This is a genomic window from Pleomorphomonas diazotrophica, assembly GCF_002844595.1.
Classification (GTDB): domain Bacteria; phylum Pseudomonadota; class Alphaproteobacteria; order Rhizobiales; family Pleomorphomonadaceae; genus Pleomorphomonas; species Pleomorphomonas diazotrophica.
This window is the reverse complement of sequence record NZ_PJNW01000002.1, coordinates 151,616-164,813: the sequence shown is the minus strand read 5'-3', so window position 1 is coordinate 164,813 and position 13,198 is coordinate 151,616. Positions and strand designations below refer to the sequence as shown.

Annotated in this window: 12 protein-coding genes; 1 reads left to right on the top strand and 11 read right to left on the bottom strand. The window is 66.2% G+C overall.

Annotated elements, in window-relative coordinates; all coding sequences use genetic code 11:
• Positions 1 to 18: 18 nt before the first annotated feature.
• From CXZ10_RS01760 to CXZ10_RS01740, 5 genes are all read right to left on the bottom strand, one after another.
• Positions 19 to 1,071, bottom strand: coding sequence for a glycosyltransferase family 4 protein (locus CXZ10_RS01760; protein ID WP_101287237.1), 1,053 nt, complete (start codon positions 1,069 to 1,071; stop codon positions 19 to 21).
• A complete protein-coding gene (locus CXZ10_RS01755) occupies positions 1,068 to 1,871 on the bottom strand; it encodes a UDP-2,3-diacylglucosamine diphosphatase (protein WP_101287236.1) in 804 nt (267 codons plus the stop codon). Before CXZ10_RS01755 ends, CXZ10_RS01760 begins: the two co-directional genes overlap by 4 nt.
• A gap of 355 nt (positions 1,872 to 2,226) precedes the next feature.
• Positions 2,227 to 2,919, bottom strand: a complete 693-nt coding sequence (pgl, locus tag CXZ10_RS01750; protein WP_101287235.1) for a 6-phosphogluconolactonase — start codon at positions 2,917 to 2,919, stop codon at positions 2,227 to 2,229.
• Positions 2,920 to 3,155: 236 nt separating this feature from the next.
• The gene (gene pgi, locus CXZ10_RS01745; RefSeq protein ID WP_101287234.1) at positions 3,156 to 4,799 is read right to left on the bottom strand and encodes a glucose-6-phosphate isomerase; all 1,644 of its coding nucleotides are present in this window, start codon (positions 4,797 to 4,799) and stop codon (positions 3,156 to 3,158) included.
• A gap of 153 nt (positions 4,800 to 4,952) precedes the next feature.
• Positions 4,953 to 5,540: a cysteine hydrolase family protein gene (locus tag CXZ10_RS01740; RefSeq protein WP_101287233.1), complete on the bottom strand. Its 588-nt coding sequence runs from the start codon at positions 5,538 to 5,540 to the stop codon at positions 4,953 to 4,955.
• Positions 5,541 to 5,626: 86 nt separating this feature from the next.
• Between CXZ10_RS01740 and CXZ10_RS01735 the strand changes: the two genes are divergently transcribed.
• Positions 5,627 to 6,484 carry a LysR family transcriptional regulator gene (locus CXZ10_RS01735; RefSeq protein ID WP_101287232.1) on the top strand — a complete coding sequence of 286 codons (858 nt, stop codon included), beginning with the start codon at positions 5,627 to 5,629 and terminating at the stop codon, positions 6,482 to 6,484.
• Positions 6,485 to 6,589: 105 nt separating this feature from the next.
• Here the strand turns inward: CXZ10_RS01735 and thiD are convergent, their stop codons facing one another.
• From thiD to CXZ10_RS01705, 6 genes are all read right to left on the bottom strand, one after another.
• A complete protein-coding gene (gene thiD, locus CXZ10_RS01730; protein ID WP_101287231.1) occupies positions 6,590 to 7,387 on the bottom strand; it encodes a bifunctional hydroxymethylpyrimidine kinase/phosphomethylpyrimidine kinase in 798 nt (265 codons plus the stop codon).
• Entirely contained in the window at positions 7,384 to 7,992 is a 609-nt protein-coding gene (locus CXZ10_RS01725; protein WP_101287230.1) for a thiamine phosphate synthase, read from the bottom strand. Before CXZ10_RS01725 ends, thiD begins: the two co-directional genes overlap by 4 nt.
• Positions 7,993 to 8,020: 28 nt before the next feature.
• Positions 8,021 to 9,046, bottom strand: coding sequence for an FAD-dependent oxidoreductase (locus CXZ10_RS01720; protein ID WP_101287229.1), 1,026 nt, complete (start codon positions 9,044 to 9,046; stop codon positions 8,021 to 8,023).
• A gap of 213 nt (positions 9,047 to 9,259) precedes the next feature.
• On the bottom strand, positions 9,260 to 10,186 hold the full coding sequence (locus CXZ10_RS01715; RefSeq protein ID WP_101287228.1) for a DMT family transporter: 927 nt from the start codon (positions 10,184 to 10,186) through the stop codon (positions 9,260 to 9,262).
• Positions 10,187 to 10,286: 100 nt separating this feature from the next.
• Complete coding sequence (locus CXZ10_RS01710) at positions 10,287 to 11,165, bottom strand: dienelactone hydrolase family protein (RefSeq protein WP_101287227.1); 879 nt, start codon at positions 11,163 to 11,165, stop codon at positions 10,287 to 10,289.
• Positions 11,166 to 11,417: 252 nt separating this feature from the next.
• A complete protein-coding gene (locus CXZ10_RS01705) occupies positions 11,418 to 12,932 on the bottom strand; it encodes a CYTH and CHAD domain-containing protein (protein WP_180335823.1) in 1,515 nt (504 codons plus the stop codon).
• Positions 12,933 to 13,198 lie beyond the last annotated feature (266 nt).

Here is a 13,198-nt window from a genome sequence, read left to right as displayed (position 1 = left end):
CGAGACGCGTTGAAAGCGCTAGGCCGTCGCCGGCGCGAGAGGCGCCTCGTCCAGCGTTTCGCCGTTGGCAAGCCGGACATTGTCGAGAAACTGCTTGGCCGCCCGTCGCCAACTGAAGGACAGCGCGAGCTCCCGCGCCGCCGCCGGATCGATTTCGAGAGCGCCGAGGCAGGCGGCCCGAAGATCCTCGTCGAGAATGCCGGCGTCGCTGTCGCCGAGAATGTCGAGCGGCCCCATCACTGGATAGGCAGCGACCGGCAGGCCCGAGGCCAGGGCTTCCAGGAGCACGTTTCCGAAGGTGTCGGTGCGCGACGGAAAGACGAAGACGTCGGCCGAGGCATAGGCACGGGCCAGTTCCTCGCCAATCATGATGCCGGCGAAATGGACTTGGGGATAGCGCTTTTCGAGGCTGGCCCGCTGCGGACCGTCCCCCACCACCACCTTGGAGCCCGGCAGGTCGAGCGCCAGGAAGGCTTCGAGGTTCTTTTCCACGGCGACGCGCCCGACATTGATGAAGATCGGCCGCGGCAGATGGTCGAACATCCCGGGCTCGGCCGGACGCGGGCGGAAGAGATCGGCGTCGATGCCCCTGCCCCAGCGCATCAGGTTGCGGAAGCCACGGGCCGACAGTTCGGCGGCCAGCGTGTCGGTCGCCACCATGCAGCCGGCGCCGCCGTTGTGAAAGCGGCGCACGAGGGCATAAAGCCAGGACTCGGGCACTGGCAGCCGCGCCGCCACATACTCGGGAAAGCGGGTGTGGTAACTCGTCGTGTAGGGCATGCCGTTCCGGCGGCACCATTTACGCGCCTTGAGGCCGAGCGGCCCCTCTGTGGCGATATGAACGTAGGACGGCTGGCCGCGTTCGATCTCCCTCGCCACGCGTCGGTAGGTGGAGATGGCGACCCGGATCTCCGGGTAGCTCGGCAGCGGAATGGTCCGGAACAGGTCGGGCGTCACCATGGTGACCTCGGCGCCCATGGCAATGAGTTCGGCATTGGTCCGCTCGATCGAGCGAACCACGCCGTTGACCTGAGGATGCCAGGCATCGGTGACAACGGTGATGCGCGTCATTCCGCGGCCTCGGCGCGCGGCAGCAGCAGGGGCTGCTGACGCTCATGCTCGAGGCGCGTCCAACGGATGATTTCGAGGCTGCCGTCGTGGTTCTCGGCGATGGCCGTGCAGCTTTCCACCCAGTCGCCGGTGTTGACATAAGCGATGCCGTTCATGTCGCGCATGACGGCGTGGTGGATGTGGCCGCAGATGACGCCATCGGCGCCGACACGCTTTGCTTCGTGGGCCAGCGCATCCTCGAAGGCGCCAATGAAGTTGACGGCATTCTTGACCCTGAGCTTGGCCCAGGCCGACAGCGACCAGTAAGGCAGGCCGATCGAACGCCTGGCCCTGTTCAGCCAGGTGTTGATCCACAGTGCCGTCTCGTAGGCCCAGTCGCCGAGATAGGCCAGCCAGCGGGCGTGCCGCACCACCACGTCGAACTGGTCGCCGTGGATCACCAGGAACCGGCGCCCGTCGGCGGCCTCGTGCAGGCAACGGTCCATCACCTCGACGCCGCCGAAATGGGTGCCGAGATAGTCTCGCAGGAACTCGTCATGGTTACCGGGGATGTAGACGACGCGTGCGCCCTTGCGGGCCTTGCGCAGCAGTTTCTGGACCACGTCGTTGTGGCTCTGCGTCCAGAACCAGGAGCGGCGCATCCGCCAGCCATCGACGATGTCGCCGACGAGATAGATCGTCTCCGCCTCGTGGACGCGCATGAAATCCAGCAGAAGATCGGCCTGACAGTCGCGCGTTCCGAGATGAATGTCGGACAGGAACAACGCTCTCAGGCTACGGGTAGTATTGGCGTCCGTCATGGCAAACAAAGATGCTCGTCGCATCTTCTCCGGAGCGGGAATCGATGGCAACTCGCCTTTCCCGTTACCTCCTTTTGTCCCGACAGCTTCTCAGTTTTATGACAGAGACGCCCGCTTGCCTCCCAATGAAGGTCGGTGGAACCACTCAACCCGCTGCAAATGCAAAACGGCCCGGTCGAAACCGGGCCGCAGGGGGATCAGTTCGAGTCGCTGAAAATCTGGCTTGAAACTCGCTGAGGTGAGGCAGATGGCGATGAGTTCGAGCACCGGAGCGGAGCGAACTTGAGGTTCGTGAGCACCGGAAGCGCAGAACTCGAAGCCAGATGCCCGCCTCAGTAGAGTTTCGGATCAGATTTCAAGGGCACCAGAGAACCTTCACCAACTTCTCCGACTTGAGGAGGCTGCGCACCGGCATCTCCAGCACGTCGTCGCCGGCCACCGCCTTCTCGAAGGCGGCCCGCTTCTCGGCGCCCTCGATGTGCAGCAGGATCTCGTCGGCGGCCAAGAGCAGCGGCAGCGTAAGCGTGATGCGCGGCTCGCCCGCTCCGTCGGCGTTCATCGCCATCACCTGCGCCTTGCAGTCCGGCGAGTTGGCGGCCGCAAGGTTGTCGCCACCCGGATAGAAGGAGGCGGTGTGGCCATCCTCGCCCATGCCGAGCACGACGGCAGCGAACGGCAGCGGCAGGTCGGCGATCACCCTGTTCACCTCGGCCACCGCCTCCTCGGGCGTCGGCACCGGCCGGTAGAGCGGCACGAACTCGATATTGCTGAGCGGCCCCTTCAGGAGATGGCGGCGAGCTAGGCCGGCATTGGAACGCTCGTGCGTCTCGGGCACCCAGCGCTCGTCGACCAGCGTCACCACGACGTCGTTCCAGGGCATGCGATAGCGCGACAGCGCCTCAAGGAAGCGCACCGGCGTCTTGCCCCCCGACAACGCCAGCGCCGCCTTGCCATGCAGGCGGATGGTATGGGCCAGCGCACCGGCGACCTCGACGGTCAACGCATCGGCAAGCGCGGCGCCGTTCTCGAACTCCTGAAACTCGTACATCCCTTCCTCCAGATCGGCGACCCCGTGACGCCGCCGCTGTCATCGGCTGCGCGGCGGCAGGGTCCATGCACGATGCCGTGCCGGCCAGCTTTCCCCTTGTCTTGTCTTATACACAATCGGCCGGCGCTGGCACCGGCCGACTTACAACACTTGCAGGAATCCCCGCCGGCTGCGCCTTGGCGGCAACGGCCGGGGGAACAACCGGTGGCAAGGTGCCACCGGCCTTGTTGGAAAGATCAATCTTTCTGCAGCGCCTTGATGGCCGCAACCAGTCCCTTGGTCGAGGCGTCCTGGCTTGCCGCCGGCTCGGCCTCGCCCTTGAGGACAGGCAGAAGACGGTTGGCGAGCTCCTTGCCCAGCTCGACGCCCCACTGATCGTAGGAGTTGACGCCCCAGATGGTGCCCTGCACGAACACCTTGTGCTCGTAGATGGCGATCAGCCGGCCCAGCGTCTTCGGGTCGAGCGTGCGGTAGAGGATGGTGTTGGTCGGGCGGTTGCCGGGGAAGGCCTTGTGCGGCGCCAGCGCGGCGACGTCGGCATCCGACTTGCCAGCCTTTTTCAGCTCGGCAGCGGCCTCTTCCACCGTCTTGCCCAGCATCAGCGCCTCGGTCTGGGCGAGCACGTTGGACAAGAGCTTGGCATGATGATCGCCCACCTGCTCGTGTGGCACGGCGGCGGCCAGGAAGTCGGCCGGGATGATGTCGGTGCCCTGGTGGATCAACTGGTAGAAGGCGTGCTGGCCGTTAGTGCCCGGCTCACCCCAGACGATCGGACCCGAGGCGCGCGGCACCGGCGTGCCGTCGGTGCGCACGCCCTTGCCGTTCGATTCCATGTCGAGCTGCTGGAGATAGGCGGCAAAGCGCGAAAGGCGCTGGTCGTAGGGCAGCACGGCATGGGTCGAGAAGCCCCAGACGTTGCGGTACCAGACGCCGAGAAGGCCGAGGATGACCGGAATGTTCTTCTCGAGCGGCGCGGTGCGGAAGTGGTTGTCCACCTCATGGGCGCCGGAGAGGAAGGCGACGAAATTGTCGAAGCCGACGGCGATCGCCACCGGCAGGCCGATGGCCGACCACACCGAATAGCGGCCGCCCACCCAGTCCCAGAAGCCGAAGGCGCGCTTCACGTCCATGCCGAAGGCGGCCACCTTGTCGAGCGCGGTAGAGACGGCGCAGAAGTGGGCGCCCACCGCCGCCTCGCCGAGATGCTGCTTGATCCACTCGCGGGCGGTGCCGGCGTTGGTCATGGTCTCGGAGGTGGTGAAGGTCTTCGACGCCACGACGAACAGCGTCGTCTTGGGATCGAGCCCGGCCAGCGTGTCAGCGATATGGGCGCCGTCGACGTTGGAGACGTAGTGCAGGCGCGGGCCATTGCCCCAATAGGGCGACAGCGCGATGGTAGCCATGGCCGGGCCGAGGTCGGAACCGCCGATGCCGATATTGACGACGTCGGTGAACTTGGCACCGGTCGACGAGGCGATCTTGCCGGAGCGGATGCCCTCGGCGAAGTCGCGGATGCGGCCGAGCACCTCGTTGACGTCGGGCATGACGTCCTTGCCGTCGACGATGACCGGCGTGTTGGCGCGGTTGCGCAGCGCCGTATGCAACACGGCGCGCTTCTCGGTGCTGTTGATGATGGCGCCGGAGAACATGGCGTCGCGGCGCTCGGCGACGCCCGCCGCCTTGGCGAGCTCGATCAGCGTTGCGAAGGCATCCTTGTCGAGGCGGTTCTTCGAGAAGTCGAGCAGCATGTCGTCGAGACGAACGCTGAAGCGGTCGAAGCGACCGGCATCCTCGGCGAACAGCTTGCGCATCGGGCGGTCAGCCAGTTCGGCCTTCTTGGCTTCCAGACGCTTGAAGATAGGATCCAGCTCCGCGACCATGTTCACGCACTCCCAATGCCGGGCCATTGCCCGTTTTGTTCCGCCGATTGGCGCGGGATATTACGGAGAGGCGCGGAGCAAGGCTAGTACCTTCGTCTAGGTTTGATTGCGAACTTGGTAGCGTTGCCGTGACAATATGCTTGAACTCTCAGCCTATTCGGCCACGAGGTCAGCCACGGTGACGACCACGGCGTGCCGATCGGCGAGTCCTGCAAGCTCCGCTCGCTGGAGTTCGGCCGCAGTCGTGATTCTCCCGAACAGCTGTAGATCGCGCGTGGCGGTCGCATCGGCAGCGACGGTCGGCAGGATCCCGAGGTCGAGGGCGGCGCGGGCGGTCGAGGAAACGCAGTTGTGCGTCATGAAGCCGGCGATGATCATCTCGCCGCCGCACTCCCCGAGTTCAGCGAGCAGTGTGGTGTCGGAGAAGCCGTTCGGCCGTGCCTTGACCACGATGCTCTCGCCGTCGAGTGGCGCGAGACGGTCGATGACGGCGCCACCGGGGCCACCGAGATCGAACAGGCCACCGGCCGCCCCGCGCTGAACGACGTGGATCACCTTCGACCCACGTGCCCGCGCGGCGTCGAGCAACCGGCCGGTTGCCTCCACCGCAGCGTCAATGCCGGAAAGCGCCAGCGGGCCTGAGAGATAGTCGTTCTGGCAATCGATCAGCACCAGCGGCGCCGTTCCGAGGCGGGCGGGCTTGACGGTGCGGCCGAAGATTTCATTGAGCGTGCGCGGCATGGTCAGCTCCTTTTCTGCTTGAACTGAAAGCGAGGATACGCTCTGCATTGACGCAGAAAACCCGCGATTTTCGGAGTTTAACCTGCATGAGCGCAGATCTGCGTTGGGACGAACTGGAACTGGTGGCAGAGATCGTCGCCGGCGGCACGCTGAGCGAGGCAGCACGTCGCCTCGGCGTCGATCAGACCACGGCCGCCCGCAGGCTCGGTCGCATCGAGGCACGGCTCGGGGCGGCGCTGTTCGACCGCATCGATCGTCGGCTCAGGCCGACCCCGCTCCTCAGGACAGTTCTGCCGCAACTATCCGCCATGGCAGCAGTCGCCGAGGAGGCCGACAGCCGGCTGCGCCGCTCGCGCCAGGAAGCGGCCGGCAGCGTCCGCGTGTCCAGCCTGGGGCTCGTTCACAGGTTGATTCTGGCGCCAGCGCTCGGCGACCTCACGGCCCTGCATCCCGAGATCGAGGTGGCGCTTTCGATTGAGGATCGCAGCATCAGTTTCGAAGAGCGGGAAGCCGACCTCGCCGTGCGGCTCGGCCGCGGCCCCGAGGACAACGCAACCATCCGCCGGCTGGGCCGTCTTGCCTTCGCCCTCTATCGGCCGAAGATCGGCGCGCGGTCCGGCATGGCCGTCGCCTACGGTCAGGACTACGCCGAGATGCCCGAGATGATCGCCCTGACGGCGCTTCGACCGGACGCCCGCATCATCGCGCGCTCCAACCGCCTCGACGTGCTGGCCGAGGCAGCGGCGTCGACCGGCGCGGAGGTGATGCTGCCGACGCTGATGGGCGACACCGATGCGCGATTTTCCGAAGTCGAAGGCACGCGCGGCAGCGCCTTTCGCGATCTCTATCGCCTTGCCCATCCCGAGCGCAGCAAGGCGCCGGCAGTCCGCGCCGTCGCCCGTTGGATCGACGCGACCATAAGCCGCCGTCTCGAAAGCTCCTAGAGCAACTCCAGCAAAAGTGGGAACCGGTTTTGCATCCGGAGTTGCGTCTTAACAGGGAGATGGAGCTTTTCCGGTGAACATGAGTTCACTGGAAAAGCTCCTAGCTCACCACCAGGCGTGGAAGTGATGCACCGGGCCGTGGCCGTGGCCGATCTCCAGTCGGTCGGCCGCGACGATGGCCGCCGTCACATAGGCCTTGCCCTCGGTAACCGCCGCGACGAGGTCGAGCCCCTTGGCAAGACCGGCGGCAATCGCCGACGACAATGTGCAGCCGGTACCGTGGGTGTTGCGGGTCGCATGGCGCGGCGCCGTCAGCCAGCGCGCACCATCCGCATCGAGATAGAGATCGGTGCTTTCGGCGCCGGTGCCGTGCCCCCCCTTGACGAGCACCGCCTTGGGGCCGAGCGACAGCAGTTCGCGCGCCGCCGCCAGCATGTCGTCGGCCGTCTCGCCGACGGTTCGCCCCAACAGCTTGCCGGCTTCCGGCAGGTTGGGCGTGATCAGGCTGGCCAGCGGAAACAGCGTCTCGCGTAGCGTCGCCACCGCCTCGCCCTTGAGCAGGCTGTCGCCGGAGGTCGCCACCATCACCGGATCGAGGACGACGCGGGTCTGGCCGTAATCGCGAAGACCGCCGGCCACGGTGCGGATCAGCTCCGGGCTGGCCAGCATGCCGATCTTCACCGCATTGACGGCAAGGTCGGAAAAGACGGCGTCGATCTCGGCGCGGACGAAGTCGGCTGGCGCCTCGTGGATGGCCGTCACGCCGCGCGTGTTCTGCGCCGTCAACGCCGTGATTACCGATGCGCCGTAGACGCCGAGCGCCGAGAAGGTTTTGAGATCGGCCTGGATGCCGGCACCGCCGCCCGAGTCCGAACCCGCGATGGTGACTGCGATCGCCGTCATGCCCGCGCCTCCCATGCCCTAGCCGCATCGAGCCACTCGGTCATCCGCGCCTCGGGGCTTGCCGCCGACAGCACGTCGGAGATCACCGCCACGCTGTCCGCGCCGGCCTCCCAGCAGATCGGCGCCCGGTCGAGCGAGATGCCGCCGATCGCCACCAGCGGCTTTTTGGTGATGCGCTTCCACTCGGTGAGCAGCTCGGGGCCGCTGGCCGGCGCCGCATCGTCCTTGGAAACGGTTGACCAGATCGGCCCCAGCGCCACGTGGTCGGGATCGACGGCCAAGGCACGATCGAGCTCCGCCCGGTTGGCAGTGGACACGCCCAAGCGGATGCCGGCGGCGCGGATGGCCTTGAGATCGGCGGTATCGAGATCTTCCTGCCCGAGATGCAGCCACTCGGCGCCGAACTCGATCGCCTCCCGCCAGTGATCGTTGACCACGCAGATGGCGCCGGCCGCCTTGCAGAGGGCGAGCGAGTCGTGGATCTCGCGTCGCCGCGTCTCGATATCGGGCGCCTTGGTGCGGATCTGCACCAGCTTCAGCCTCAGCGGCAACAGGCGCGGCAGCCAGGCGGCGCGATCGATGATGAGATAGAAGCGGTCGAGCATGGGTTTTCCGTCTGGGAACGAACCGGGGTCAGTGGCGTATCGGTCGGCTGGCGTGAATGACCTTGGTCGCCTGCGTGTAGATCACGCGCAAGAGGTCTTCGGCAATGGCCGGCGCCACCATCCAGCCATAGCGGAACAGGCCGTTGACGGCGATCACCCGGTCGCCGACCACCACCTTCGGCACGCCGTTCATCAGCACCGGCATCATCCCGGAGCGCAGTTCCAGCACCTCGGCATCGGCGAAGGCCGGCAGCAGCGACACCGCATGCATCATGAGTTCGCCGGCCGATCGCACCGACACGCCGCCGCGATCGTCGTCGACGGTGGTGGCACCGATGACGTAGACGCCTTGGCCGCGCGGCGTCACATAGAGGGAGTGGCGATTGTGCAGGAGCCGGACCGGCCGGTTGAGCTCGATCTTGTGGCTGCGCACCATGGCCATTTCGGCCGTGACCGCCCTCAGCTCGGGAAAGCGGTCGCGCGCGCCGAGCCCGCGCGTATCGACGATGCGCTCGGCTTGCAGGCTCTCGATGGTACCGACCCAGTCGAAGCGGATGCGAATGCCGCCGGCCTCGAGAACATCCTTGAGGCTGTTGAACAGAGTACGCGGATCGGCGTGGCCGGCCTGTGGGAAGAACATGCCTCGGCTGTAGACGCCGGCCAGCGCTGGCTCGAGGAACGCGATGCGCTCCTCGTCGACCCAGTCGTAGTTGAGGACGAAGCTGGAGTAATCGTCGAGCGCGGTGGGCGTGCGCCTATTGCCCAGCACCAGGGCGCCGTTCACGGTGAGGCCGGCGGCGAGCGTCGGCCACAGCTCGATCGACCGGCGGCCGAGATCGACGATGGTGGCGTCGGCGGCATCCGCCTCGCTGTCCGGGGCGAGAACACCGGTGCCGTTCCAGGCGGGCGAGGCGGAAAAGTCGCTCTGGCGCTCGTAGATCGCCACCTTCAGGCCGGCGCGGGCGCACATCAGGGCGGTGACGAGGCCCATGGGGCCGGCGCCGACGATCGCCACGTCGACATGATCGCGCTTGCCGTTCGCAATTTCGCTCATTGGATGTCTCTCGCGCCGAATTATCGTGGCTCGGACGGACCTTATGAGCCCGCTCCCGTTGCAGTGTCAACGCCAACCGACCAGCTGAAGCCGCCCTGCGGCTTCCGGCGCCAAACGGCGCCGCGCGGAGCGGGCCTTTCGTGCGAAGCCCGAAAGGCGCAAAGCGAAGCGGAAGCCAAGGGCCGGAGGCCCGCCGGCGACTGAGGCAGAAAGTCAAGTCGGCGTGTCGGCGCTTCTCGCCTTGGCCTTGGCTTCGAGAATGCCGAGGCGGCGCTCACGCCAGACGACGAACACGCCGGATGCGATCACCACCAGCGAGCCGGCGATCACCGCCGCCGTCGGCACGTCGCCGAACACCAGGTAGGAGATGATGACGATCCAGATCATGTTGATGTAGTCGAAGGGCGCGATCACCGACGCCTCCGCCAGCCGATAGGATTGCGTCATCAGCACCTGCCCGATACCGCCGAACAGGCCGGCCACGATCAGCATGGCGGCATCGGCAAGGCTCGGCACCACCCAGCCGAAAGGCAGCGTCACGAAGGAGAAGGCGGAACCGCAAGCCAGGAAGTAGAAGACGATGGCGCCGGTAGTCTCGGTCGCCGTCAGCTCGCGCACGGTGACGGCGGCCACCGCCCCGAGCATGGCCGAAGCCAGCGCGCAGGCTGCACCGATCGACCGCCCGCCCTGCAATGCCATGCCGAAGTCGCCCATCTGCTCCGACAGTACGATCAGAACGCCGAGAAAGCCGATGCCGACCGCCGCCCAGCGGAAGGCCCTGACGCGCTCATGCAGCAAGAGGGCGGCGAGGCAGACGCCAAACAGCGGCCCCGAATAGCTGATGGCCGTGGCGTCCGGCAGCGGCAGATAGGCGACCGCGGTGAACCAGCAGAACATCGAGGCGGTACCGACCAGTGACCGGCGCACGTGGCCGAGCGGGCGCCTCGTGGCGAGCGAGGACGGAAAGACGCCGAGCGCCGCAAGATAGACGACGACTGGAACGATGCCGAAGAAGGAGCGGAAAAACAGCATTTCCCCTGGCGGCACGCGGCCTGACACCAGCTTGATCAGCGTCAGCATGATGGCGAAGGCGATGGTCGAGGCGAGCTTGAAAAGAACGCCCGCGGCAGTCGGCGACATGGGAAGGACAGCTCCTTGCTGAGCCGCTTATATAGCGATTTGCCGCGGGACCAAGTCCCGATTTGTCATATTTTTGACCGCCAACACCTCAGGCCCAGCTTCAGGCAAGGTGCGATTTCAGGAAGTCGACCGTGCGTTTCCAGGCAAGATCGGCCGCCGCCTTGTCGTAACGCGCCGCCGAGGTATCGTTGTTGAAGGCGTGATTGACCCCCGGATACGTGTGGAGTTCGTAGGTCTTGCCCGCCTCCTTCAATGCCGCCTCGAACACCGGAATGCCCGCGTTGATGCGGTCGTCGAGACCGGCATAGTGCAGGAGCAGCGGCGCCTTGATGGCCGCCACCTGTTCGGCCGCCGGCTGGGCGCCGTAATAGGACACCGCCGCGCCGAGGCCGGGATCGGCCACCGCCGTTTGAAGTGACAGCCCGCCGCCCCAGCAGAAGCCGATGCTGCCGGACTTGCCGTTGCCACCCTCATGCCCGCGCAGGAAGGTGGCCGCCGCCACGGCGTTGCCCACCGCCTTCACCCTGTCGAGCGCGCCGATCATCTCGCGCGCCTTATCCTCGTCGGTGGGCGTACCACCGGCCGGTGACAGGAAGTCCGGTGCCAGCACGAGGAAGCCTTCAAGGGCAAGACGGCGGGCGACGTCCTCGATATGGCCGTTGAGGCCGCGATTCTCATGGATGACCATCACCGCCGGCAGCGGTCCGGTGGCCGACTTGGGACGGACGAGATAGCCTTTCATGGTGCCGCCGTCGCCGGGGAACTCCACCGTCGAGGTCTCCAGCCGGTCATCGCCGGCTTCGACGATTGCGGCCTGGGCCTGCCGCGCCTCGATCAGCGGCACAATGGCCGCCGCCGCCGCGCTCGACCCAGCAAGCTTGCCGAGCTTCTCCATGAAGCCTCGGCGGTCCAGCGTCAGGTGGGTGTACTCGTCATAGAGACGGATCATGTCCTGGGTGATGACGATGCGTTCGCTCATGTCGATGCTCCCTGGGCCCGTTCGGCTACGAGGTTCGTCCGCCATGACTCGTAGAGCGAATATCGTAGCAAAACGAACCACTTACGATCTGGTGTTTCGGTGGAGCTTTTGGATTCAGTATTTGAATCTCTTGATGAGGACGAGCTTGAAAAGCCGGCCTCAGCTCCCCGGGTGCAAGACGCCCCAACGCCCGCGCCGACAGTCACGTATTTTTACTGACATGTAAACCGCATAATTCTGCCGTCGCGGCCGTCAGTCCAGCGACAGATCGTCGGAGCGGCGCTCCCAGATGGCCTTGGCGCGCGCGCTGTGCCAGCCGAGGCAATAGCCGATGGCCCGCTCCACCGCGCCCGCCTTGGGCCCTGCGGCATGGACATCGTCGAGCAGGAGATGCGCCATGTGAATGTCGTTGAGCACGCCCAGCACATCCTGGGCCGCCTTGACTCTCGGCAACAACTTGCGCCGCACCGATTTCTGCATCAAAGGCTCAAAGAAATCATAGGCATAGCGTAGCCGTTTGAATCTCTTCCTGAGTTCGTGCCGCTCATCCGGACTCAGTGCTTCAGGATCGCGCCCCAGCTTTTCCACCTTGCGCCGGAGGCGGCCGACAACGCGTTCGGCGAAGGGCGTGATCGGAGCGGCGAGATCGCCGCTCTGCCCGACATCGTCCGTCGACAGCCAGCCGCGCGCCTCGGTGAAGGCGAGGAGATCGATCAGGAAGTCCCCGGTGCGTCGGTCGGCAAGGACGGTGGCAAGATGAGTGCGCGCCGCCTTGCGGCGCTTTTCCAGGAGGGCGATCAGAACGGCCATGTCGTCACCACCATCCAGCGGGGCCACCAGTTCCTCGATCAGCACGTCCAAGTCGCGCACCGCGGCCACCTCGCCGGCCAGCCGCTGCGCCTCGTCGGCCAGCGGCTCGGCGGCGCCAGGCGCCATGACGGGCGCAAAGATCTTCAGCGCCGTCCGAAGCCGACGCAGCCCGACACGCAACTGATGCGCCCCCTCGGGGTCGTCGCCCACCCGGAGCGCCGCGACGTTGGCGGAAATCTGGACGGCGCAGGATCGCAGCACCTGTTGCAGCGCCATCTCGACCGACATGTCGTCGTCGAGGTCCGTGTCGGTCGCCGTCGTCGGCTCGCAGGCGCCAACCTCTCCTTCCAGCAACGAATAGCCGAGGTCGGACTTGGCTTCGATGGAGAAGTGGAAGGGGATGCCGGCAAGTGCCGGCCGCGCCACCTCGAACAGCGCCCGCCGATCGCCGGCGAGAAGCTCGAACTCCACCTCGCGGATGTCGGCCCGCCGGCTGCCGGCCGTCGCACTGCCCCGGTCGAGCGCCATTTCGATGCGGTCGCCGCCCGGCGTAGCGATCTCCCAGCGGCGTCGTGTCACCCGCATGGAGAACAGCGGCACCAGCGGCCGGCCGTCGACCAGTTTGGTCAGTTCGACCGCCGCCTCGTCGGGCAGGCGGGAGAGATCCGGCACCCGGCCGGCATGCGGCACGGTGAACTCCGGCCGCTCGGCGAGGCCGAGCGAGAAGCTGCCGGAAAACTTCACCGTCTGTTCGCCGCTGCGGCCGGAGCGGCGCAGGCGCAAGCTGATGCCCTTGTCGCGCAGGGCGAGGTCGGGCGTGTCGAAATAGGTGCTGACGAGCCGCTTGTCTCCCTTGGCGGTCACGGTCAGTCCCGGCAGGGCGGCAAGGCGCGCCAGACGCGATGCGCCGGCTGAGTCCACGGCCACCTTGAGCTCCGCCTCGATGCCGTCCGCCATCTGATCCTCCCTCGGTCCATCCGATCCTATCGTTGCCGGACGGTTTTGACGAGACGACTGCAGACGATTCGGAGCGCCGGTTGTCATTCCGCTCCATGAAACCGCTGAGCGATTGGCGCGGGAGCCAGCCGGATGCTTCTTTTCTGACCAGACGGAAAAAAGGCTTGCCAACACGTCAATTGTCGGCTCGGATAAGGGCTCGCCGGCTGACGGGCATAAGTCACAAAAAGACCGTCTGACCAGGCACGGGGTTCGCCGACCTCGTT

Coding starts and splice junctions, on each gene's coding strand:
- CXZ10_RS01760 (WP_101287237.1), bottom strand. CDS start 1,071: ATGACGCGCATCACCGTTGTCACCGATGCCTGGCATCCTCAGGTCAAC.
- CXZ10_RS01755 (WP_101287236.1), bottom strand. CDS start 1,871: ATGACGGACGCCAATACTACCCGTAGCCTGAGAGCGTTGTTCCTGTCC.
- pgl (WP_101287235.1), bottom strand. CDS start 2,919: ATGTACGAGTTTCAGGAGTTCGAGAACGGCGCCGCGCTTGCCGATGCG.
- pgi (WP_101287234.1), bottom strand. CDS start 4,799: ATGGTCGCGGAGCTGGATCCTATCTTCAAGCGTCTGGAAGCCAAGAAG.
- CXZ10_RS01740 (WP_101287233.1), bottom strand. CDS start 5,540: ATGCCGCGCACGCTCAATGAAATCTTCGGCCGCACCGTCAAGCCCGCC.
- CXZ10_RS01735 (WP_101287232.1), top strand. CDS start 5,627: ATGAGCGCAGATCTGCGTTGGGACGAACTGGAACTGGTGGCAGAGATC.
- thiD (WP_101287231.1), bottom strand. CDS start 7,387: ATGACGGCGATCGCAGTCACCATCGCGGGTTCGGACTCGGGCGGCGGT.
- CXZ10_RS01725 (WP_101287230.1), bottom strand. CDS start 7,992: ATGCTCGACCGCTTCTATCTCATCATCGATCGCGCCGCCTGGCTGCCG.
- CXZ10_RS01720 (WP_101287229.1), bottom strand. CDS start 9,046: ATGAGCGAAATTGCGAACGGCAAGCGCGATCATGTCGACGTGGCGATC.
- CXZ10_RS01715 (WP_101287228.1), bottom strand. CDS start 10,186: ATGTCGCCGACTGCCGCGGGCGTTCTTTTCAAGCTCGCCTCGACCATC.
- CXZ10_RS01710 (WP_101287227.1), bottom strand. CDS start 11,165: ATGAGCGAACGCATCGTCATCACCCAGGACATGATCCGTCTCTATGAC.
- CXZ10_RS01705 (WP_180335823.1), bottom strand. CDS start 12,932: ATGGCGGACGGCATCGAGGCGGAGCTCAAGGTGGCCGTGGACTCAGCC.